21 protein-coding genes and 3 tRNA genes are annotated in these 21,660 nt (G+C 68.9%); 8 read left to right on the forward strand and 16 right to left on the reverse strand.

What is annotated here, in order from left to right:
- Positions 1-49: 49 nt before the first annotated feature.
- Positions 50-1,873, forward strand: coding sequence for a DUF2207 domain-containing protein (locus AC2D10_RS08965; RefSeq protein ID WP_484711740.1), 1,824 nt, complete (start codon positions 50-52; stop codon positions 1,871-1,873).
- A gap of 346 nt (positions 1,874-2,219) precedes the next feature.
- On the opposite strand, the gene AC2D10_RS08970 is transcribed toward AC2D10_RS08965, so the two are convergent.
- The 10 genes from AC2D10_RS08970 to hpt form a co-directional block, all read right to left on the reverse strand.
- Positions 2,220-2,912, reverse strand: coding sequence for a DUF2520 domain-containing protein (locus AC2D10_RS08970; RefSeq protein ID WP_484711741.1), 693 nt, complete (start codon positions 2,910-2,912; stop codon positions 2,220-2,222).
- The gene (locus AC2D10_RS08975; RefSeq protein ID WP_484711742.1) at positions 2,902-4,920 is read right to left on the reverse strand and encodes a PH domain-containing protein; all 2,019 of its coding nucleotides are present in this window, start codon (positions 4,918-4,920) and stop codon (positions 2,902-2,904) included. Before AC2D10_RS08975 ends, AC2D10_RS08970 begins: the two co-directional genes overlap by 11 nt.
- On the reverse strand, positions 4,917-5,498 hold the full coding sequence (locus AC2D10_RS08980) for a PH domain-containing protein (RefSeq protein ID WP_484711743.1): 582 nt from the start codon (positions 5,496-5,498) through the stop codon (positions 4,917-4,919). The genes AC2D10_RS08975 and AC2D10_RS08980 overlap by 4 nt, the downstream gene beginning before the upstream one ends.
- On the reverse strand, positions 5,449-5,931 hold the full coding sequence (locus AC2D10_RS08985; protein ID WP_484711744.1) for a DUF3180 family protein: 483 nt from the start codon (positions 5,929-5,931) through the stop codon (positions 5,449-5,451). Before AC2D10_RS08985 ends, AC2D10_RS08980 begins: the two co-directional genes overlap by 50 nt.
- Complete coding sequence (gene folK / locus AC2D10_RS08990; protein ID WP_484711745.1) at positions 5,928-6,467, reverse strand: 2-amino-4-hydroxy-6-hydroxymethyldihydropteridine diphosphokinase; 540 nt, start codon at positions 6,465-6,467, stop codon at positions 5,928-5,930. The genes AC2D10_RS08985 and folK overlap by 4 nt, the downstream gene beginning before the upstream one ends.
- On the reverse strand, positions 6,464-6,859 hold the full coding sequence (gene folB / locus AC2D10_RS08995; RefSeq protein ID WP_484711746.1) for a dihydroneopterin aldolase: 396 nt from the start codon (positions 6,857-6,859) through the stop codon (positions 6,464-6,466). Before folB ends, folK begins: the two co-directional genes overlap by 4 nt.
- Positions 6,860-6,906: 47 nt before the next feature.
- Positions 6,907-7,716 carry a dihydropteroate synthase gene (folP, locus tag AC2D10_RS09000; RefSeq protein ID WP_484711747.1) on the reverse strand — a complete coding sequence of 270 codons (810 nt, stop codon included), beginning with the start codon at positions 7,714-7,716 and terminating at the stop codon, positions 6,907-6,909.
- Positions 7,713-8,318: a GTP cyclohydrolase I gene (folE, locus tag AC2D10_RS09005; protein WP_484711748.1), complete on the reverse strand. Its 606-nt coding sequence runs from the start codon at positions 8,316-8,318 to the stop codon at positions 7,713-7,715. The genes folP and folE overlap by 4 nt, the downstream gene beginning before the upstream one ends.
- A 2-nt stretch (positions 8,319-8,320) precedes the next feature.
- Positions 8,321-10,321, reverse strand: a complete 2,001-nt coding sequence (gene ftsH, locus AC2D10_RS09010; RefSeq protein ID WP_484711749.1) for an ATP-dependent zinc metalloprotease FtsH — start codon at positions 10,319-10,321, stop codon at positions 8,321-8,323.
- A gap of 76 nt (positions 10,322-10,397) precedes the next feature.
- A complete protein-coding gene (gene hpt, locus AC2D10_RS09015; RefSeq protein WP_484711750.1) occupies positions 10,398-10,949 on the reverse strand; it encodes a hypoxanthine phosphoribosyltransferase in 552 nt (183 codons plus the stop codon).
- 138 nt (positions 10,950-11,087) lie between these two features.
- Between hpt and AC2D10_RS09020 the strand changes: the two genes are divergently transcribed.
- Complete coding sequence (locus AC2D10_RS09020; protein ID WP_484711751.1) at positions 11,088-11,612, forward strand: DUF937 domain-containing protein; 525 nt, start codon at positions 11,088-11,090, stop codon at positions 11,610-11,612.
- Here AC2D10_RS09020 and tilS read toward each other — a convergent pair whose 3' ends face one another.
- Positions 11,613-12,602 carry a tRNA lysidine(34) synthetase TilS gene (tilS, locus tag AC2D10_RS09025; protein ID WP_484711752.1) on the reverse strand — a complete coding sequence of 330 codons (990 nt, stop codon included), beginning with the start codon at positions 12,600-12,602 and terminating at the stop codon, positions 11,613-11,615.
- Positions 12,603-12,723: 121 nt separating this feature from the next.
- On the opposite strand from tilS, the gene AC2D10_RS09030 reads away from it, so the two are divergent.
- On the forward strand, positions 12,724-13,215 hold the full coding sequence (locus tag AC2D10_RS09030; RefSeq protein ID WP_484711753.1) for an inorganic diphosphatase: 492 nt from the start codon (positions 12,724-12,726) through the stop codon (positions 13,213-13,215).
- Positions 13,216-13,315: 100 nt separating this feature from the next.
- On the opposite strand, the gene AC2D10_RS09035 is transcribed toward AC2D10_RS09030, so the two are convergent.
- A complete protein-coding gene (locus AC2D10_RS09035) occupies positions 13,316-14,719 on the reverse strand; it encodes a M23 family metallopeptidase (protein WP_484711754.1) in 1,404 nt (467 codons plus the stop codon).
- A 211-nt stretch (positions 14,720-14,930) separates the two neighbouring features.
- Between AC2D10_RS09035 and AC2D10_RS09040 the strand changes: the two genes are divergently transcribed.
- From AC2D10_RS09040 to AC2D10_RS09050, 3 genes are all read left to right on the forward strand, one after another.
- Positions 14,931-15,003 (forward strand) — tRNA-Glu (locus tag AC2D10_RS09040).
- Between the two features lie 28 nt (positions 15,004-15,031).
- Positions 15,032-15,105: transfer RNA gene (locus tag AC2D10_RS09045), tRNA-Asp, on the forward strand.
- 73 nt (positions 15,106-15,178) lie between these two features.
- Positions 15,179-15,251 (forward strand) — tRNA-Phe (locus AC2D10_RS09050).
- A 204-nt stretch (positions 15,252-15,455) separates the two neighbouring features.
- Here AC2D10_RS09050 and AC2D10_RS09055 read toward each other — a convergent pair.
- On the reverse strand, positions 15,456-16,895 hold the full coding sequence (locus AC2D10_RS09055; RefSeq protein ID WP_484711755.1) for a HipA domain-containing protein: 1,440 nt from the start codon (positions 16,893-16,895) through the stop codon (positions 15,456-15,458).
- Positions 16,895-17,146, reverse strand: coding sequence for a helix-turn-helix transcriptional regulator (locus tag AC2D10_RS09060; RefSeq protein ID WP_484711756.1), 252 nt, complete (start codon positions 17,144-17,146; stop codon positions 16,895-16,897). The genes AC2D10_RS09055 and AC2D10_RS09060 overlap by 1 nt, the downstream gene beginning before the upstream one ends.
- 179 nt (positions 17,147-17,325) lie before the next feature.
- On the opposite strand from AC2D10_RS09060, the gene AC2D10_RS09065 reads away from it, so the two are divergent.
- Positions 17,326-17,640: a hypothetical protein gene (locus AC2D10_RS09065; RefSeq protein WP_484711757.1), complete on the forward strand. Its 315-nt coding sequence runs from the start codon at positions 17,326-17,328 to the stop codon at positions 17,638-17,640.
- A gap of 3 nt (positions 17,641-17,643) precedes the next feature.
- Here the strand turns inward: AC2D10_RS09065 and AC2D10_RS09070 are convergent, their stop codons facing one another.
- Both AC2D10_RS09070 and AC2D10_RS09075 read right to left on the reverse strand, forming a co-directional pair.
- Positions 17,644-19,281 carry an amidohydrolase gene (locus AC2D10_RS09070; RefSeq protein ID WP_484711758.1) on the reverse strand — a complete coding sequence of 546 codons (1,638 nt, stop codon included), beginning with the start codon at positions 19,279-19,281 and terminating at the stop codon, positions 17,644-17,646.
- A 28-nt stretch (positions 19,282-19,309) separates the two neighbouring features.
- Complete coding sequence (locus AC2D10_RS09075; RefSeq protein ID WP_484711759.1) at positions 19,310-20,626, reverse strand: MFS transporter; 1,317 nt, start codon at positions 20,624-20,626, stop codon at positions 19,310-19,312.
- Positions 20,627-20,740: 114 nt separating this feature from the next.
- On the opposite strand from AC2D10_RS09075, the gene AC2D10_RS09080 reads away from it, so the two are divergent.
- Positions 20,741-21,640 carry a LysR family transcriptional regulator gene (locus AC2D10_RS09080; protein WP_484711760.1) on the forward strand — a complete coding sequence of 300 codons (900 nt, stop codon included), beginning with the start codon at positions 20,741-20,743 and terminating at the stop codon, positions 21,638-21,640.
- Positions 21,641-21,660: the final 20 nt, after the last annotated feature.

Raw genomic sequence — 21,660 nt, forward strand, 5'->3', positions numbered from 1 at the left:
ACCGAGGTCGGGTCCTGTCTCGCGGGCCGCGGCTGGGTAGCCTCGAAGAATGGCCTCCCTCCGGATCGTCCGTGCTCTCGCCGTCCTCGTCCTCGCCGCGCTCGGACTCCTCGCTCCCGCGGCTGCCGTGGCTGCATCCGTCGACACCCGCGTCTCCGCCGACGTCGACGACTTCTCATATGCGTCGTGGAACGCGGAGTTCGAGATCGGGCTCGACGACGACGGCCGCTCGCGCATGCACGTCACCGAGACGCTTGTCGCGCGATTCCCGGACTTCGACCAGAACCGCGGCATCGTGCGCGGACTGCCCACGGGATACGAGGGGGCGCGACTCGGCACCCGCATCCTGTCGGTGACGGACGAGAGCGGCGCGGACGTTCCCTTCGAGACCGAGACCGACGACGGCGTGCTCTACGTGCTCACGGGCGACGACGACTACGTGCAGGGGCTCACCACCTACGTGATCGAGTACTCGATGCGCGACGTCATCCTCGCCGCCGACTCGGGCGTCGACGAGTTCTACTGGGATCTTCTGCCACTCGACAGCACGCAGGCGATCGAGAGCTTCCGGGCATCGGTCGCCGTCGACGCGACGATGAGCGACGCGCTCACCGGGTCGGCCCGCTGCTACGCCGGAGCATCCGGGTCGACGGACGAGTGCGAGCTGCAGGGCCCGCAGAGCGAGGGCGATTCCGCGGTGTTCCGCGTCGAGTCAGGTCCGCGCGCGGCGGGCGACGGCGTGACCGTGGCGATCGGCTTCGAGCCCGGCACTGCGGCGCCCGCGCCGGCACGCGAGCCGAATCCGCTCGCCGACACGGTTCCCGCCGTGGCCGCTCTGGGAGCGGCAGCGCTCTCGGTCGGCAGCTGGGTGGGAGTGTCGATGTTCAAGCGCCGCCGCCGCGTCGCCGACGGCATCGTGGTGGCGCAGTACGACGTGCCGGATCGGATGCCGCCGCTCCTGGCCGCCGCGCTGATCCCCGGAGCGAAGGATCCGGTCCCCGCCGAGATCGTGCACCTGGCCGTCCGCGGCACCCTGCGCATCGAAGACGCGGGCGACGACGAGAGGCCGCGTCTGCGCCGAATCGCGGGCACGCCGATTCCCGACCAGCTCGACGTCGAGGCCCTCGACGCGCTGTTCGTCAAAGCCGATGAGAACGGCGTCGTCACGCTGCCTGCGGCGAGCGAGAAGTTCGCCGCGCGCATGGCTGCGCTCATCGCGAGCGGAACGCAGACGGCCGCCGCGCAGGGCTTCACGGCGCGCGCGCGGGCACGGGGGGCCGTGATTCTGCAGTGGTGCGCGATCGGTGTGGTCGCCGCGGGACTCGGGCTGAGTCTTTGGGGCGTCATCAGCGGGCGCGACTCCGCGATCCCGGCGCTGGTCGGGGTGTCGTTCGCCGCGTTCGTGGTACTGGCCTCGAGCTTCTACGTGTTCGCGAAGCACACCGTGCTGACACGCGAAGGCGCCCGCGAACTGGAGTATCTGCGGGGGGTCGAGGAGTTCATCCGCGTGGCCGAGGCCGACCGGCTGCGCATGCTGCAGTCGTACAGCGGAGCCGAGCGTCGGCAGGACGGCGAAGCCGACGTGATCCACGTTTACGAGCGGCTGCTCCCCTACGCGATGCTGTTCGGGATGGAGGACCAGTGGGGCGAAGTCCTCGAAACCGCGTACTCGCACGAGCAGCGCGGCGCGAGCTGGATCGGCGACCCCACCTCGCCGTATGTGCGCATGCAACTCGCCGCGTTCGCCGTGTCATCCCATGCCGCCGCGACGTACACCGCTCCGTCGACGAGCAGCTCCTCGAGCTCGGGCGGCTCCTTCGGCGGCGGATTCTCCGGCGGCGGCGGAGGTGGCGGCTTCTCCGGAGGTCGCTGACCCCTGCAGCAGGTGTCACATCCGGCCGCATCCGCCCACGCATAGCGACCACACGCGTCCCCTGCCCACCCCCCTGCGCATACCCCTCCCGCAGCAGGTGTCACATCCGGCCGCATCCACCCACCAATAGCGACCACACGCGTCCCCTGCGCACGCCCCTCCCGCAGCAGGTGTCACACCTGGCCGCATCCGCCCACCCAAAGCGACCACACGCGTCCCCTCCCACCCCCCTGCGCATACCCCTCCTGCAGCAGGTGTCACATCCGGCCGCATCCGCCCACCCATAGCGACCACACGCGTCCCCTGCGCGGGAGCCGGACGGCCCCGAAACCCCGCGCCGGGCGCCTCAGAGGAGCGGCGGCGGGCTCGACTCCTCGCGCAGCGCGCGCTCGACGGTGGACTGCACGAGCGCCGAGAGGTATCCGCCCGGGTTCTCGATGCCGATCTCGCGCAGACGCGCCGTGGACTGCCCGATGATCGAGCGCGAGAAGTCAGCCGCGGTCTGAATGGCGTCGGCGTACGTGGCACGGTCCTCTTCGGCGATGACCACGGGCTCGCAGCCCATCTCGACCGCGAGCGCCTGCGCGATCGGCAGCACCGGAGCGGGAGCGGTCACGGCGGCGAAACTCGCGGGCAGCTGCCGCAGGTCGACCGACGTGCCGGTGAAGGTGATCGCGGGGTGCACGGCGAGCGGAATCGCTCCCCGTTCCGCCGCGGGCCTGAGCACCTCGACGCCGTACGCGGGATCGGTGTGCAGGACGAGTTGCCCGACCTGCCACCCGCCGAGCTCAGCGATGCCCGCGACCAGCGACGGCAGCTCGGCGTGCGGCACCGCCAGGATGACGAGTTCAGCGCGCCGCACGACCTCCTGGGCGTCGAGCACCGGCACGTTCGGGAGCACGGCCGATGCACGATCGTCGTCGGATCCGCTCGTGATGCCGACGATGGCGTGCCCCGCGCCGCCGAGCGCCGCGCCGATCACGGGTCCGACGCGGCCTGCTCCGATGATGCCGACCCCGAGGCGTCCGTCACGCACCATCCGGCCGGTCCTCCGGAGGAGCGGATGCCGGCGCCGGCGTCACAGGCGGAGCTGGCGCCACAGGCGGAACCTGCGTCGCAGGCAGTGCAGGCGGTGCAGGCGGTGCAGGCGGCTCTCCTGCCTGACGACGAGCCGACCGGAACTGCGGCGGTGCGGCAGGAGGCGCGGCGGGCCCGGCCGGAGGCGCAGCCGGATAACCGACAGGAGGTGCCGGTGGCGCGGGAGGCGCAGCCGGATATCCCGCAGAAGGGGCAGGAGGCGCACCGAACGGAATCGCCGGCACCCCCGGCGCAGCATCCGGAACCAGCGACGCGGCGGCGTACTGCCCCCACCGATGCGTCGTGTCGCGGAGTGCGGCGGCGGCTGCGGCGCGGCTCACCCCGTCGAGCAGCGCGAGGGCGTCGTCGCGTTCGAGTCCCGACAGCAGGCCGGTGATCGGTCCGGGAGCCGTGTGCACCTGCGCGCCCGAGACTCGCTGTGCGCGGTCGATGGGCCCCTGGCTGAGTGAGACGCCCTGCAGTCGTGCGAGCGGGAAGACCGCGAGTTTGCGCCAGATGACGCCGCGGCGCAGCAACAGTCCGAAGTCGGTCACGGTGAAGCCGTGGCGCTTCCACGACACCGGCCGTCGCCACCAGGCGCGGCGGGGCATCGTGCGATACGGGTCGCCGTCGATGGGTCCGAGCACGCCGTGCTCCCAGATGAAGGGGATGTCGCCCGCGGGTACGTCCGGCAGGATCAGACCCAGCACGCGCTCGACGTCGGCGCGCTTTCCGACGGGCAGCACGATGTTGAACTGCTGCGCGCTGCCGGACGACTGCTGCGCCAGGCTCTTGCCGCTCATGCGGTTGATCTTGACCGTCCACCAGCCGAACGGCCGCCACAGCAGCGACTGCGACACCTCGACCGCGAAGATGCGACCGGGCGGCAGCGTCTCGGTGACCGTGGTGAACAGGCCATAGGTGATGCGCACGCCGTCGGGCGTCGGCGCGATGGAGTACCGCAGCGACTTCGAGATCTGCGCCCAGGTGATACCGACCGCGGCGATCAGGAAAGGAATTCCCATGGCGAGTCCGATGCCGAGCAGGATGATCCCGCCCTCGGGGTCTCCGTCGGAGAGGATGCCGAAGGCGGCGCTGCCCAGCGCGATGGCGAAGATGATGCCGAAGAACAGCAGCCAGAGCAGCCCCGAGATCACCTGCGAGCCGACGAGTCGTCCGGTGGGGATCTTGACGACGCTCTCCGGGGCGACGTCTTCGAGATCGACGCCTGCGATGAGACCGTTCACTCCGTCATTCATCGAGCCGACGAGCTGTGCACGCGCCGACATCGGAGCACCGGGGGCTGCAGGGTTGCCGGATGCCGCGTCGGCGGCGTTCTGCCGCGCTGCGCGCGCGCCCGACGCCAGGCGCAGGATCGACGACCGCACGGATTCGGCGCGTCCGGTGGCGAGGTATTCGAGTTCGACGTTGGCGTCGTTGCCCGCACCGACGACCTCGAGCTTGGCGAGGCCGATCAGTCGCGCGGGGAACGGACGGGTGAGGTTGACGCCCTGCACGCGGTCGAGCGGTGCGCGGCGGTGCGAGCGGAAGATGATGCCCTTGCGCACCTCGACGTGATCACCGGTGATGCGGAACTGCTGGAAGCGCCAGACGAACCAGAATATTGCGACCAGTACGACGACCAGGCCGAGGACGGCCAGCAGCACGATCAGGATCAGGTTGTTCTCGAGCACCCAGTCAACGGGGTCGCCGCCGGTGTAGTCGCCGTAGTGCGTCTCGGGCGAGAAGATCTCGACCACCCACGCGATCACGCGGTCGCGCATATTCGCGATGACGATTCCGGCGATGATGATCAGCGCCAGCCCACCCTTGAACAGGGGAGTGAGCGGATGCATCCGATGCCACTCGCCGTCAGCCAGCGAGGCCGGCGACTCTCCGCGCGGCGCCGATGCCGCAGGCGACTCCGTGGCGGGCGGCGTGGGCGTCGCGGGGAACTGCTGCTCGCTCACAGTCCGGTCCGGCGGGTCTCGGCCACTTCGATCAGGGTGTCGCGCAGCGCCTCGGCCGCCCGCTGCGTGAGTCCGGGGATCTGCACGCCGGTGGTCGCGGCGGCGGTGACCATCTTCAGCTGCGAGACGCCGAACGCGCGGTCCAGCGGGCCCTGCGTGATGTCGACGAGTTGCATGCGGCCGTACGGCACGGCGATCATGCGCTGCCAGAGGATTCCCTTGCGGAACACGATGTCGTCGGCGCGCAGCATGTAGCCGATCGCCTTCGCCTGGCGCGGGAGCACGATGAGTGTCAGCACGGTGATCAGGATGATGACGCCCGCGGGGATCCACACCCAGTCCTGCTCGAGAACGATGTTGAGCACGACGGCCGCGATCACGACCACCGCGAGGAAGATCGCGTTCTGCACGAACTGCGAGACGACGTAGCGCGGCGAGATCTGGTGCCACGTGCCGTCGAGTTCGAGCCGCCCCTCCGAGCGCGCGGTGCGCAGCTGCGTGTAGGTCCCGTCGTCGAGAGCGGGAAGGTCAGTGCCCTCCGCCGGGTTCAGGGGTGAGGTCTCGGGGTTCTGAGTCATCAGGATCCTTTGGCAGGGTGCAGAACTGTTCCGCGATGAGAGCGGCGACCACCAGGATGATCGCGCTGGCGATCAGTGCCAGCATCGCCACTGTCGACCCTACCGGGGGATCGATCGGCCGCGACAAGAGGAACAGCAGCAGCCCCGCCCCGAACCCGGCCATGATCGCTCCGAGCAGGCTGGAGGCGCGGGCCAGTGTCGCGGCGCGCAGCGCGCGGAAGGGATCGATGCGGGTGCCCGATCGCACGCTGTCGCGCACCGGCCACGCCACCCCGAGCGCCGCGCTCGCGATCAGGAGCAGCAGCACGGGCAGGAAGAGCGAGGGCGTGAACGTCGAGCGTCCCGCTGCGGTGAGCACGTGATCGAGCAGGTAGCCCGCGCCGGCCCCGAGCAGCGCGAGCACGGCGAGCAGGCCGACCGAGGTGCGCTTCATGCGTCGCCCCTTGCGCGCAGGTCGGCTGCGAGCGCGGCGACTCGGCCGCGCCCCGGCAGTTCGGCGTCGGGGTCGAGTTCGAGCCAGGGCTCGAGCACGAACAGGCGCTCCGCGGCGCGGGGGTGCGGCAGGTGCACGCGCGGGTCGTCCGTGACCACGTCGCCGTACGCGATCAGGTCGAGGTCGAGGGTGCGATCGCCCCAGTGCGTGTGGCGCTCGCGCCCGTTCTCGTCTTCGATCGCGTGCAGCATCCCGAGAAGGATGCCGGGGTCGAGCCGCGTGATCACCTGAGCGACGGCGTTGACGTAGCCGGGCGCGTCGGGATCGGGACCGTCGGGCCGCAGGGCGACGGTCTCGATGAGCCTCGACAGTCGCACCTCGCTCACGAGCGGCAGTCGAGCGATGCGCTCCGCCGCCTCGCGGATCGTCCGCTCGCGATCGCCGAGGTTCGCACCGAACGCGATGACCGCGACCGCGGGCTCGCGACCCTCGCGCGGCGGAGAGATGGTCGGCGGGATCGTCAGGTTGCGGCTCACGAGGCGGCGTCCTCGAACGCCGGCACGGTGCGGGTGCGGTCAACGCGCACGGCGACATCGGCGAAGGAGAGGGGAATCGGAGCGTGCGGCTTGTGCACGGTGACCGAGACCCGCTCCACCCGCTCATCTTCAAGCGCGACGTCGGCGATGCGGACGGCGAGCGTCTCGATCAGGTTGACGGGTTCTCCCGCGACGACCGCGGCCACCTTCTCGGCGAGCTCCCCGTAGTGCACGGTGTCGACGACGTCATCCGATGCAGCGGCAGGAGCGAGTGACATCGCGAGGCGCAGGTCGATCGTGAACTCCTGGCCGTTCTCGCGTTCATGGTCGTAGACGCCGTGCCGCCCGAACACCGTGAGGCCCGTCAGCGCGATCTCATCGAGGAAGTCCATCCCCCTAGAGTACGGCGCACGGCCCCCGATATTCCGGACCCGATGGCTCAGCGGCCGAGCCACGCGTGCGCGATGGCGAGGGCGTCGCGCGTGGCGGCCACGTCGTGCACGCGCACCGCCCAAGCGCCGGCCCGTGCGGCGAGGGCGCTCGTGACGGCCGTCGCCAGATCACGTCGCTGCTCCGAGACCTCGACCGACGGATCGGCCTCCTGCAGCGCCGAAGCGAGGAACCTCTTGCGCGACGTGCCCACCAGCACGCGCGGACCGAGCGCTGTGATCTCGTCGAGCCCCCGCAGCACGTCCCAGTTGTGGGCGCCGGTCTTGGCGAAGCCGATGCCCGGGTCCAGGATCAGCCGCGAGGGTGCGATGCCGGATGCCGCGGCTTCGCCCATGCGCTCCTGCAGCTCGCCGGCGACCTCGCGGGCCGCGCGGCGGTACTCGGCGTGCGCGTGCATCTCGTCGGGAAAGCCGCGCCAGTGGCCGATCGCGTAGTCCGCTCCCGACTCGGCGACCGCGTCACGCATCTCCGGGTCAGCGAGACCGCCCGAGACGTCGTTGACGATGCGAGCTCCCGCACGCACGGCGGCGGCGGCGGTCGAGGCGCGCAGGGTGTCGATGCTCACGGGAGCTCCGGCGGCGACGAGCTGCTCGATCACGGGGATCACGCGCTGCTGCTCGACCTCCGCCGCGACGCGCTCCGCGCCGGGCCGCGTCGATTCGCCGCCGACGTCGAGCACCGTGGCGCCCTGAGCCCGCAGCTGCAGACCGTGCGCCACGGCACGATCGACCTCGAGGTATCGCCCTCCGTCGCTGAACGAGTCGGGTGTGACGTTGACGATGCCCCAGATTCCGGTCATCCCTGCATCCCCGAGTGCGTCGTCGCGCCGATCAGCGTGATCAGCTCGGCGCGCGCCGCGAGGTCGGTGTACTCGCCCCGCGCAGCGATCGTGAGCGTCGATGCCTCGGGTTGGCGTCCTCCGCGCATGGTGACGCAGCCGTGGGCGGCATCGAGCACGACCAGGACTCCGCGGGTGTCGAGGTGCTCGGCGATGGTGTCGGCGATCTGCTCGCCGAGTCGTTCCTGCACCTGCGGCCGCGAGGCGAGGATCTCGACGACCCGCACCAGCGCTCCGAGGCCGACGACCTGCTCACCCGGGAGGTACGCGAGATGGGCGCGCCCCGCGAACGGCAGCAGGTGGTGCTCGCACACCGACCGGAAGCGGATGTCGCGCAGCAGCACCGCCCCCGACGGCAACGTGTCGGGGGCAGGGCCGCGCGTCACACTGATGGTGCGGGCGAGCGGTGCCGCGGCATCCTCCCCCACTCCCGAGAAGAACTCCGCGTACAGCTCGCCCATCCGCGACGGGGTCTGCTTCAGACCGGGGCGGTCGGGGTCTTCGCCGATCGCCTCGAGCAGCTCACGCGTGAGCCGTTCCACGCGCGCCCTGTCGACGGTCACGCTCAGGCCGTCGCCGGTCGCGCGTGACCTGCGCTCGCCGATCCGGTCTGGGTGCGGGCGGTCGCGGCGGGAGCCTCGACCGTCGCCGCCAGCGAGACATCCTTCTTGGGCACCTCGATCGGAGGACGCTCCGAGACGGGGCGATCCTCGCTCGACAACCACAGCGGGCGCTCGGGCAGCTTCTTGATCTCGGTGAAGATCTCGGCGATCTGGTTGTGGTCGAGCGTCTCCTGCTCGAGCAGTGCCAGCGCGAGGCGGTCGAGGATGTCGCGGTTCGCGCTGATGACCTCGTACGCCTCGTTGTGAGCCTGCTCGATCAGCGCGCGCACCTCGGCGTCGACGCGCTCGGCGACCTTCTCGGAGTACTCGCGTCCGCGGCCCATGTCGCGCGCGACGAACATGTCGCCGCCCTCGGAGCCGAGCTTGACGGGGCCGACCTGCGTGGTCATGCCGTACTCGATGACCATCTTGCGGGCGATCGACGTGGCCTTCTCGATGTCGTTCGACGCGCCGGTCGTGGGGTCGTGGAAGATGATCTCCTCCGCGACGCGGCCGCCCATGGCGTAGGTCAGCTGGTCCTGCAGCTCGTTGCGGGTGATCGAGTACTTGTCGTCGAGCGGCAGCACCATGGTGTAGCCGAGCGCCTTGCCGCGCGGAAGAATCGTGATCTTCGTCACGGGGTCGGTGTAGTTCATCGCCGCCGCCGCGAGCGCGTGTCCGCCCTCGTGGTACGCCGTGATGAGCTTCTCCTTGTCCTTCATCACGCGGGTGCGACGCTGCGGACCGGCGATGACGCGGTCGATCGCCTCGTCGAGCGCGCGGTTGTCGACCAGCTGCGCGTTGGAGCGCGCGGTCAGCAGCGCGGCCTCGTTCAGCACGTTGGCGAGATCGGCACCGGTGAACCCGGGCGTCTTGCGCGCGACGACCTCGAGGTCGACGCTCTGAGCGAGAGGCTTGCCCTTGCTGTGGACTTCGAGGATCTTCTGCCGCCCCTTGAGGTCGGGGGCGTCGACGCCGATCTGGCGGTCGAAGCGGCCCGGGCGCAACAGCGCCGGGTCGAGGATGTCGGGGCGGTTCGTCGCGGCGATCACGATCACGTTCGCGTTCGGGTCGAAGCCGTCCATCTCGACGAGCATCTGGTTGAGCGTCTGCTCGCGCTCGTCGTTTCCGCCACCCATGCCGGCACCACGGTGGCGACCGACGGCATCGATCTCGTCGATGAAGATGATCGCGGGAGCGTTCTCCTTGGCCTGGGTGAAGAGGTCGCGTACGCGGGAGGCACCGACACCGACGAACATCTCGACGAAGTCCGAACCCGAGATCGAGTAGAACGGGGCGCCGGCTTCACCGGCGACGGCGCGGGCGAGCAGCGTCTTTCCGGTTCCAGGAGGGCCGTACAGCAGCACGCCCTTCGGGATGCGGGCGCCGATCGCCTGGAAGCGCGTGGGGTCCTGCAGGAAGTCCTTGATCTCGTGAAGCTCTTCGATCGCCTCGTCGGCGCCGGCCACGTCGGCGAAGGTGACGGTGGGCGTCTCCTTGCTGACCAGCTTCGCCTTCGACTTGCCGAACTGCATGACCTTGCCGCCGCCGCCCTGCATCGAGGAGAGCAGCCACCAGAACAGGAGGCCGAGCAGCACCAGCGGAAGCAGCAGTGAGATGAATCCGTCGAACCACGTGGCACGCGGGACGGCGTCGTTGAAGCCGTCCTTCAGGTCGGCGTCGTTGATCGCGGTGACGACCTCTTCGGCGCGGGCCTCGACGTAGTAGAACTGCACGTTCTCCGAGCCCTCGAACGCCTTCGACAGGGTCATGTCGACGCGCTGGTCGCCGTCGGTCGTGACGACCTCGGTGACCGTGCTGCCCGAGAGCAGCTCCAGACCCTCCTGCGTGGTGATCTGCTTGGGGGCTCCGAGGTTCGAGATCAGCAGGAAGCCGCCGAACAGCAGCAGACCGATCAGCGCCACATAGATCAGGGGATTCCGGGTGATCTTCTTCATCTTCATGATCGGATCAGCGTATCGCGCGCGCCCTAGGCCTCTGCTGTGCGTTCACCCACGGCGTACCCGGTCAGAACCCTGGTCAGGAGTACACGTGGGGTGCGAGCACGGCGACGTCGCGGAGGTTGCGGTAGCGCTCGTTGTAGTCGAGGCCGTACCCGACCACGAAGTCGGTGGGGATGTCGAAGCCGACGTAGCGGCAGTCGATCTCGACCTTGGCGGCCTCGGGCTTGCGCAGCAGCGCCAGCACCTCGATCGACTCGGCACCCCGCGAGCCGAAGTTCTCCAGCAGCCAGCTGAGCGTGAGGCCGGAGTCGATGATGTCCTCGACGATCAGCACGTGCTTGCCGTTGAGGTCGGAGTCGAGGTCCTTGCGGATCTGCACGACACCGCTGGACTTGGTGCTCGCGCCGTAGCTCGACACCGCCATCCAGTCCATCGGCGCATGGAACGGCAGCGCCCGGGCGAAGTCGGCCATCACCATGACCGCTCCCTTGAGCACGCCGACCAGGAGCAGGTTCTTGCCCTCGTAGTCGGCGGCGACCTGGGTGGCGAGCTCGTCGAGCTTGGCGAGGATCTCCTCCTCGGTCACGAGGATCTGGGCAAGGTCATCCTGGATTTCCGAGGCGCGCATGCATCGATTTTAGGCGACGAGATGCGATGTCCGTTCCACGCGGTCGTCGATGCGCGCCACCCCCTCCCCTGCGCGGCCGGTCCGCACTACCCTGAGCGGGGATACGGGTTCGCACCCGCCGACGGAAGGATTCCCCTCATGGCTCTCGACGACATCCTCAACCAGGTGCCCATCGACGACATCGCCGCGAAGCTCGGCGTCTCGCACGACGAGGCGGCGGTCGCGGTCAAACAGGGCGGTGCCGTGCTGCTCGGCGGTCTCGCCAAGAACGCCGAGACCGAGTCCGGATCAGCGGCGATCCAGAAGGCGCTCAAGAAGCATCAGGGCACGGGCGGCGCGTCGAAGGTCGACGACATCGATCAGGCCGACGGCGGCAAGATCGTCTCGCACATCCTCGGCGCGAAGGAGAAGGAGGTCACCTCCACGCTCACCGAGTCGAAGGACACCCCCGGCATCGATTTCGGCAAGCTGCTGCCGATCCTCGCGCCGATCGTCATGGGTCTCATCGCGAATGCGAGCAAGGGCAAGAGCGAGAAGGCGGATGCCGGGGCGCAGGGCTCCGGCGGGATCGGCGATCTGATCGGCGGCATCCTGGGCGGCGGCAAGGGCGGCGGCATCGACCTCGGTGGCCTGCTCGGCGGGCTCCTCGGCGGGAAGAAGTAGTCAGCCGCGCGCGGTGAAGACGATCTGTCCGCCGCGGCGGGTGGCGGAGCATCCGGGCAGGTCGATCGCTCCCTGACCCGACCAGTCGGTGGCGAGGCGGGCGACCTCGATCGTCTGCGTGCGCGTGAGGCTGACCCCGAACTCGCTGTCGACCACGAGGCGGATGACGCGGTTGCGCAGCGCGGCGGGGTTCGCGGCGAGTGCCGCCACGCTGACCGAGATGCCGGCCTCAGCGTGCTCGACGATGTCTTCGATGGTCTCGTGGATCATCTCGTCGAACGCCTCGGCGTCTTCACGCAGCTGCTCGGCGGTGCGAGCGAGCGCCTCGGCGATGCCCGGGCCGAGCTCGGATTCGAGCACCGGAAGCACGCGGTTGCGCACCCGCACCCGTGCGAAGCGGTCGTCCTGGTTGTGCGGGTCGTCCCACACCTCGAGATCGGATGCCGCACAGAATGCCCGCGTCGTCTCGCGCCGAACCCCGAGCAGTGGACGCAGCCATCGCAGCCCGTCGTCGTCTGAGCGCGCGGGGGCCATGCCCTGCAGACTCGTCGCTCCGGAGCCGCGCGCGAGGCCCAGCAGCACGGTCTCGGCCTGGTCGTCGAGTGTGTGCCCGAGCAGCACAGCGGCTGCGCCGGCATCCGTCGCTCCGTTTCGCAACGCGCGGTAGCGGGCCTCGCGCGCCGCAGCTTCCGGGCCGCCGTCACCGTCGACCTCCACCCGCACGGTGCGCGCGTCGATCCCGAGGGATGCCGCCGCCCGCGCCGCGCGCAGGGCGACGTCATCCGACCCCTCCTGCAGACCGTGGTCGACGGTCAGCGATGCCGCGACGAGTCCGAGCTTGGGCGCCTCGAACGCGGTGGCCGCGGCGAGCGCGAGCGAATCCGCTCCCCCTGACAGCGCGACGAGGACGGTCGCTCCCGGCGGCAGGTCTGCGAGCGCGGTGCGCACGGCGAGGCGGATCTCGGCGACGGAAGAGGAGAGAGACGGCACAGGTCAACGGTAGGACACCGGATGCTTCGCGGGTGCACCTCTCGCGTCGACCACGGGCGAGCACGCGCCCCGAGTAGGCTGGTTCGCGGCATCCAACCGAACTTTTCTGAGGAGCACACGCATGGGCGCACACGACGCCGTCATCGAGATCCCGCGCGGCAGCCGCGTGAAGTACGAGGTCGACCACGAGACCGGACGAGTGCACCTCGACCGCGTGCTCTACACGACCTTCGGCTACCCGGCCGACTACGGCTACTTCGACAACACCCTGGGTGAGGACGGCGACCCGCTCGACGTGCTCGTGCTGCTCGACCAGGCGATCTACCCCGGTGTCGTCATGGAGGTGCGCCCCGTCGCCGTGCTGAAGATGAGCGACGAGGCCGGCGGAGACGACAAGCTCGTCGCCGTGCTGGCGAAGGACCCCCGGTGGGCCCACATCCAGGACATCGGCGACATCGCCGAGTACACGAAGAAGGAGATCGAGCACTTCTTCGAGCACTACAAGGACCTCGAGCCCAACAAGTGGGTCAAGGTCGACGAGTGGGGCGACGCCGCCGAGGCGCAGCGCATTCTCGACGAGGCCATCGTCCGCGCGGGCGAGCAGAGCCACTGATCCCAGCGGTCACCGACTCGATCGCGAGTCTGGCCGTACGCGAAGACCCCCGGTACCGCTCAGCGGCCGGGGGTCTTCTGCGTGTCAGAGACGCGGGTGCTCAGATCGAGATGCCGCGGTCGGCCATGAAGTCGGCCGGGTTCGTGTATCGGCCGTTGATGTAGACCTCGTAGTGCAGGTGGCACCCGAAGGAGCCGCCGGTGTTACCGGCATAAGCGATGACCTGTCCGGCTTCGACCCACTGGCCGTTGCGCACGGCGAATCCGCCTTGCTTGATGTGCGCGTAGCCGGTCGAGACGCCGCCGCCGTGCTGGATACGGACGTAGTTGCCGTAGCCGCCGTTGTAGAAGGCGGCGTCGACGGTTCCGGAGTGCGCCGCGTAGATCGCCGAACCACAGCCGTTCGCGAGGTCGATGCCGTAGTGCCAGCTCGAGGAGCAGCCGTTCGAGTTGCACTGCTGCGAGCGGGGACCGTAGCCGGAGCTGCGGTAGCCGCCGTGCGGGCGGACCCAGCCGTTGCCGCCGCCGCCGCCACCGCCGCCACCTCCACCGCCGCCACCGCCACCGTTGTTGTTGCTGTTATTGCGCTCGTTCTCCTCGGCGACGCGGCGCGCTTCTTCGGCCGCAGCGGCTTCCCGGCGCTTGCGCTCTTCTTCGGCGACGCGCACGCCCTCCTGGTAGCCGGCGACCGTCGTGGCCGTGGTGTCCTTGAGGGCGGCGAGCTGTGCCTGCATCGTGGCGAGGTTGGCCGACTGCTCGTCGAGGGCGGCCTGAGCGGCGTCGGCCGCCTGCTGCGCGACGACCATCTTCTGCTCGGCGACCTGCTGCAGGCGATCGCGCTCGGTGCGTGCGACGACGGCCTGGTCGCTCAGTGACTGCGCGGAGTTGCGCGCGGCGACGGCGTCGTCATAGACCGACTGGTTGTATTCGAGGAGCTTGTCCATCGTGCCGAGGCGCGAGAGCAGCTCGTCGGCGTTGTTGGCGGAGCCCGCGAAGAACAGCTCCAGCGAGGTGTCATCCCCACCGTTGCGATACAGCTGCGCGGCGACCTGTCCGGCCTTGCGGGCGGACTCGGTGGCGAGGCCCGCCTGCTCATCGGCCTTGGCCTGGAGTTCGTCTGCACGCGCGATGGCCGCGAAGTACTCCTGCTGCGCCTGGTAGAACTCGTTCGACGCGACCTCGGCAGCGGCCTGCGTCTCGGCGACCTTCTGCGTCAGCGACTGGATGAGGCCTTCGATGCGCGAGACCTCGGCAGCCTTGGCAGCCTCGTTTCCCTTGGCGCGCTGCACGTCGTCCCAGCTCGGGTACGACGCGGCGTAGGCGGCGGAGACTCCCGAAGTGATGCCGAACGCGCTCAGCGCGACGACGCTCAGGGCGCCGAGCCCGAGAGCTCCGCGTCGGGTGATGCCGCTCTTCTGAAAGGCGCGACTCTCGGCCGGTGTGGGCGCACACCCGCAATCTGCTGATGCCGCTGCTGCCGCATCCGCGATCTTCTGATTGTTCACACGGGCCCTTCCGCCGGTTTCACAAATGCCACACTAACAACAACCGTCACATCCGCACCAGGGTCCGGACGCGCGGAATGCCGCACCGCGGATCACCCCATCGTCCTCCTCCGACGCGCCGTTCGAGGGAGGCCGCGCCCTCGATTCGCGATTTACCCCAGACTTCGCTTATGCTTGAGCGTCGGCAAGGAAGTCCCCCGGGACAGACTCCGGCCCCATCGTTTAGCGGCCTAGGACGCCGCCCTTTCACGGCGGTAGCACGGGTTCGAATCCCGTTGGGGTCACTCTTCCGATATAATTGAAAACAAGTATGGCCCTGTAGCGCAGTTGGTTAGCGTGCCGCCCTGTCACGGCGGAGGTCGCGGGTTCAAGTCCCGTCAGGGTCGCTCCGGTTCGTCGGGCTCTTTCTTCGGAGAGGGCCCTTCGTCTAGGACGCGACAGGTTCGCCGGTCGCGTCACGGCTCTGTAGCTCAGTTGGTAGAGCGCACGACTGAAAATCGTGAGGTCACGGGATCGACGCCCGTCGGAGCCACAGGGTGATCGTTACAGTCACCTCAGAAACCCCCACCTAGCTTCTAACATGGTGGGGGTTTTGCTTTGCCCTGGTGCGGGGTTGACCGACCGAGAGACGATCTAACAGTCGGGCACCCCGCGGAAAACCCCGCAACATAGTCGAGCCGCGCGCCGATGGTTGTGCGGAGGTGCTCGAAGGCGGCGTGGGTCGCGAAGAACGCTGTCAGCGCGCGGATCGGGTTCGGTACCTGCCCGTGACCCATCTGCCGCCGCGCCAGTGACCGGGCTCCCAGATCCGTCCCGTGTCGGGACGGGCGATAGACGAGCTGCCCTGGAACCGGGGAAGAGCGTCGATGCCGAGGTCGTCGCCGTCCCATCGCTTGACGAACTCGGCGGCGAACCGCTCGATGCGATCGGGCATCGAGCGCAGCTGATCGGTCACCATGCTCTCGGGAACTTCGGCGATGGCCGCGTCGAACGCGCCGGGAAGCTCGTTAGCCATTTCCTCTAAGACGATCGCGAACGCGCTCCGGGGCGTACCGAGCACGTCGGCCGTCCGCGCGAGGTTTCGCCCGTAGATCTGCCTGTATGAACGCTCCTTGCCGTATTTCACCGCGGCCTTCGCCTCGAACGTCACGCGGTCCTCGCTCCAGAGCCCGTGTGCGGAGATGAGGTCGTAGGCAGGGGCGAGCCGCGTGATCCCGCTCCGGTGCAGCATGCTGTGGTTCTTGGCGTGGGCGTCGACGCCTGCGGTGAGCAGGTTGTAGACGAACAGCTTCGTGAGGATGATCCGGTCCTCGATCCGGTACGCCGGCGATGAGGTGTCATTGACCAGGCTCGCCATGTCAGCCATGGTCGGGCCGCCATCTTCCTCGTACTTGAGCGCAGGGCGAATGCCGAGCGCCTGACAGAAGTCCTCCTGGTGGATCCGCACGACATCTCCCCCTGTCGTCGCGCGGCGGTCGAAGCGCGTGGTGACGAAAGCGGCAACGCCGGCGAAGTCGAGGATGTCCACCTGCGCCGCACGAACGCCGACGGCGCGCGCTGCGCGCATCGTGACGAACTCCACGGCCTGGACATGATCGTCCGTATGCCCGGACTTCAGCACCATGCCCGGCTTCACGATGTGCGTGCTGGGCGCACGGCCGTTCGGCTCGAACCACTCGCCGTTGATCTGTGCGAGCGCGAACTTGCCCTGCTGTCCGCCGAGCGAGAACCGGCTCTCATCGTCGTCCGTGTCGTCGACCCACTGGTCAGGGTCATCGAGGATGGCGCGCACGCGCCGTGCGATGTCGCGTTCGGACATTGGAGACAGCTCTCCGGCGTCGGACGGCACCACTTCCTCGGGCACGACCTGGACGGAGCCTGGGGCATCCTCACCCATGTGCGCGAGGAGCGTGAACGGATCCGTGCGGCGTTCCCCGAACTTCGCTGCCCACCGGCTGCGAACTTCGTCGGCATCCGGAAGCAGGTTCGACAGCCAGGGCATCACCACATCGGGACCATGCCCGATCTGGGTCGTAGGCATGGTCGCGGACAGCGGGGTGGGGCTTTGGAGGTCGAGATAGTCCTCGTCGTAGAGGAACTCGACCTGGTCTGTCTCACCCCGCATGAGCTTGCCGGCGAACCGCCCGTCGAGCCACAGGTCGAGAGCGTCGGCCATCAGAGGTGCTCGAACATCTCGTCGAGAACGCCCGAGCGCTTACTGGGATCCAGCGACACGGTGAATCCCAGGACCGCGGCGACATCTATCGCGGCGCCGAGCGAGGGGTCCACCTTGCCAGACTCCAGGTCGTGCACCCAGCGCCTGCTCTTGCGGACACTCTGGGCGAGCTCGTCTTGCGTCATGTTCGCGCGCAGGCGTGCGCCGCGGACGAACGCGGGGAAGGCAGCTCCGGTGGGCAGTTGCGGCATCCTCAGACCTCCATGTGCAGAATAGTTCTCAGCCCCGTCTATGGGAACGATACTGCACTTTATAGTGGAGGGGAAGTATGCTGCGCATCGAGATCGAAGGTGCTCGTACAACAGCCTTGAACCCGATCCGGCGCACTCGTGCCGAGTGCTCACCGCGTGGCATCTGCGAGACTGCACCCGTGACTGAAGACGACACGACGTCCCGCCGCATCACCCTCACCCTGCACAAGCCCTGGTTCGCGCTGTACGCCGGGGTCCGCCCCACGCTCGTGATAGACGGACGCGGCCAGCCCGCGCAGTGGGGCGTCGGCACGTGGCAGGTGTCGTCGACGCACGCCGTGCCGATCGGCGTCTACCTCTTCAACCGGGTGTGGCGCTTCGGACAGGCGGAGCTGACCCTGGCACCCACCGACCCCGCGATCGAGTACCGCGCCCCGGCACTGCCGTTCCTCCCCGGACGGATGCGCGTCGGCGCAGCGCCGAGCGCGTCCTGACCGTCACTCCGCGTCGCCGAAGACGACCTCTCCGCCGACGACGGTCGTGCTGACCCGCTGCTCGGCGATCCGCTCGGGTTCGATCTCATACAGATCGTCGCTCAGGGCAATGAAGTCCGCGAGCATGCCGACGCGCAGCATCCCCTTGTCCCGCTCCTGGCTCACGGCATAGGCCGAGCCGGAGGTGTAGGCGCGCACCGCGTCGGCGATGCTGATCCGTTCCCGCTCCCCCAGCACCTGACCGCCACTCGTGCGCCGCAACACCATGTCGCGCAGCGACACCAGCGGGTTCGCGTCCGAGATGGGCGAATCGGTCGAGCCGTTGAGCACGATCCCGGCATCGGCCAGCGACTTGATCCGATAGATGTCGTCGCGGCGCTCATCGGCGACCGCGGCGGCCATGCCGTCGCCGAAATCCGAGAGGAACACGCCCTGCGGCACCGGAATCACACCCAGCCGCGCGGCGCGCGCGATGTCGGCATCACTCGCGAGAGCGAAATGCTCGATCCGGTGTCGCACGTCGGGTCGAGGTGCGATGCGCTGCGCCTCCTCCACGGCGTCGAGCACATGCCCGATCGCCCGATCGCCGATCGCATGCGTGGCCACCGTCCAGCCGGCACGGTGCGCGCCGACGATGTAGTCGTGCAGCTGCTCCGGCTCATGCAGCAGCACCCCGAAGTTCTCTGACTCGCCGTGGAAGCACGCGTGCATGGCCGCAGAGCGTCCGATGAACGAGCCGTCCGCCACGATCTTCACCGGTCCGACGCGCAGCATGTCGTCGCCGAGCCCGGTGCGGATGCCCAGGTCGAGCCCCAGCATCCCCTTGTCGGGAAGATCCGTGAACGGGTGCAGCACCGTGATGTACGGCATGAGCGTCGTCCGCACACGCAGCTGCCCCTGCTCGACGGCGCTCTGATACGCGTGGTAGTCGAGCGGGCTGTTGCCCACCATGCGGATCTCGCCGATGCCGGGCTCTGTCACCGAGGTGAGCCCGTAGCTCAGCGCCTGGTCGCTGGCGAGACCGAGATTGCGCCGCACCTCGTTGAGCGCGACCGGCCGTACGAGTGCGAGCAGAGGAGCCATCGCGGACTCCTGCAGCAGCCCTTGCGGTCTGCCCTGCGCGTCGCGAGGGATGCCGCCGCCCGGGATCTTCGGGAATCCCTCCCGCCCGGAATACCCGGCGAGCTCGAAGGCCCGGGTGTTCGCCACCATCATGTGACCCGAGACGTGCTCGAGGATGACGGGGCGACCACCGGCGACCCGGTCGAGCCCTTCGGCGGTCGGATGCTCCTCGAGGAAGTTCTGGTCGTAGCCGGAGCCCCGCACCCATGCGTCGGGTGCGAGCCCGTCGGCATACGTCCGCACGGCCTCGTAGAGCTCCGCGAGAGAATTCACCGCTCCGGGGCGCAGATTCAAGGACGCCAGCCGGAACCCCGTGAGCGAGAGGTGGTGATGCGCATCGTGAAAACCGGGAAGCACCGGCTGACCGCCGAGGTCGACCACGCGATCGGCATCCACCCCGTGCAGGTCGTCGTCGAGCCCCACGATGCGACCGTGCAGCACGCCGATGCGAGTGGCGTGCGGGCGTCGGGGATCGAGCGTGCGGATCCGGGCGTTCGTGAAGACGGTGTCTACGCGCATGTTCTACCTCCGGTGTGCGAATCGACGATCAGGCGGCGGTCGCGTTCTCTGCGCGGGCGGCATCCTGCGTCATCCGCCGCTGCAGGCCCCACACGCCGGCGATCGTGAGGAACACCATCGCCGCATAGAAGGCCGCCACTCCCCAGACGCTGCCGCCGGTGGAGTTGAGGATCCACTGCGCGACGAGCGGGGTGGATCCGCCGAACACGGTCGCACACAGCTGGTAGGCCAGCGAGACGCCCGAGTAACGAATGCGGGCCGGGAACGCCGAGGCGAGCAGGGTGGCGAGCAGTGCGTAGTATGCGGTGCTGCCGATGATCGTGGCGTAGAGGGTGACCGTGATCCACAGCGGATCGGCCGCCTGGATGGCCAGGAAGTACGGCACGATCAGCGCGACGCTCACGAGAAGCCCCGCCAGCATGACGCGGGTGATCCCCTGCTTCTCAGCGATCTTCGCGGCGATCGGCTGCCAGATGAACTGCAGCACCGCCATGCCGAGCAGGATGTTGAGCATCAGCTGGCGCTCGATGCCGAGCGAGCCCGTCGTCCACGCCAGCAGGAAGGTGTTCGAGAAGTAGGCGTTCGAGATGCCCATGACCGATGCGAGCACGCCGAGGCCGATCAGCACCGGCGCGGTGCGGACGGCGACGAGCACCGGAGCGCTCACGACCTCCTTCGACGCCTTGGCCGCGACGAAGTCCGGGGATTCCTCGACCTTGACGCGGATGACGAGGCCGATGATCACCAGCACGGCCGACATCAGGAACGGGATGCGCCAGCCCCAGGTGATGAACTGCTCGTCCGGCAGCAGCCCCACGAGCAGGAACATCAGCGTCGCCAGGATCGACCCTGCGGGCGAGCCCTGCTGCACCCAGGCGCCGGCGAGCCCCTTCTTCTCTGCGCGCGCGTTCTCGGTCGACAGCAGCACGGCGCCACCCCACTCGCCTCCGACGGCGAAACCCTGCAGTCCGCGCAGCACCACCAGGAGCACAGGCGCGAGGATGCCGATCTGCGCGTAGGTGGGCAGCAGACCGATCAGGGTGGTGGCGATGCCCATCAGCATCAGCGTGATCACGAGGACGTTCTTGCGCCCGAGCTTGTCGCCGAAGTGCCCGAACACCATTCCGCCGACAGGACGCATCAGGAAGCCGACCCAGAACGTCGCGAACGACGCCAGGAGTGCGGCGCCCGGCGCGACGTCCGGGTAGAAGACGCGGCCGAAGACGAGCGCGGCCGCCGTGCCGAAGATGTAGAAGTCATACCATTCGATCGCCGTGCCGACGAAGGCGCCGACCATGGAGCGACGTTGCCGGGCAGGAGTGATCTCAGTGTGCAAAGCGGCCATCAGAGGGCCCTCTCTGTCGGGTGATGTGTCGGGTGACTCGGGATCAGCCCATACTGATGGCACGCACTCATGCTCGTCCAATGAGAAAAGCGGGTATCCGTATACGCTTCACGTATGTACGGAGAGCGAGAACTCGAAGCATTCGTCGCGGTGATCGACACCGGTTCGGTCAGTCTCGCGGCGCAGCGCCTCATCCGCACCCAGCCGTCGGTCTCCCGTCAGATCGCATCCCTCGAGCGACAGGTCGGCGCTCCGCTGTTCCGACGGATGCCGCAGGGCATGGTCACCACGTATGCCGGCGAGCGCCTCGAGCCGATGGCACGCGACCTGGTGCGGCGGGGCCGACGGGCACGCGAGATCATGACGGGCATCGTGCAGGAGCAGCGCTCGTTCGTGGCGGCGGCTCCGGAGATGACGAGCGTCCTGGTGCTCGCGCCGTTCATCGCGGGCGGCGGCCCCATCTCGGACGTGGTCGTCGCGACGCCCGTCGAGTCATACGATCGGCTGCGCACGGGGGCGGATCTCGCCGTGACCACCGCTGCACCGGACGTGCGGCTGAGCAGCGTCCGCATCCTGCCGCTGACGCTCCTGTGCCAGATGCCCGCCGATCACCCGCTCGCCGCCGGAGAGCACGTCGAACTCCGCGAACTCCTCGCGGGCCCGTTCTTGACGTCCGGTGCCGGCTCCGCCGCCTGGGGCCAGATCCTACAGGCGGCCGAAAGCGAGGCCTGGTCGTTGGAGATGGCGAGCTTCGGCGCCGACGCCCCCATCATCCAGGCGCGGTCGGCCGCGGGCCACGGCCCCTGCGTCGTCGTCGAGCCGGCGCGCTTCGACCTGGTCTCACGTCCGCTGCACCACCGCGGACAGCCGATGCAGTGCGCGCTCTACGCCGGCTGGGAACGGACGCACTACGCTCGCGACGACATCCGCCGCGTCGCGGAGCAGCTGATCCGCTTCGCCGCCGACCACGTGGCCGGGCTCTACCTGGAAGACACGGGGCGCCCGAGCCGCTGAACCGACGCCCCGCGCCCTCA

The organism is Microbacterium sp. PI-SA-G (genome assembly GCF_057215335.1).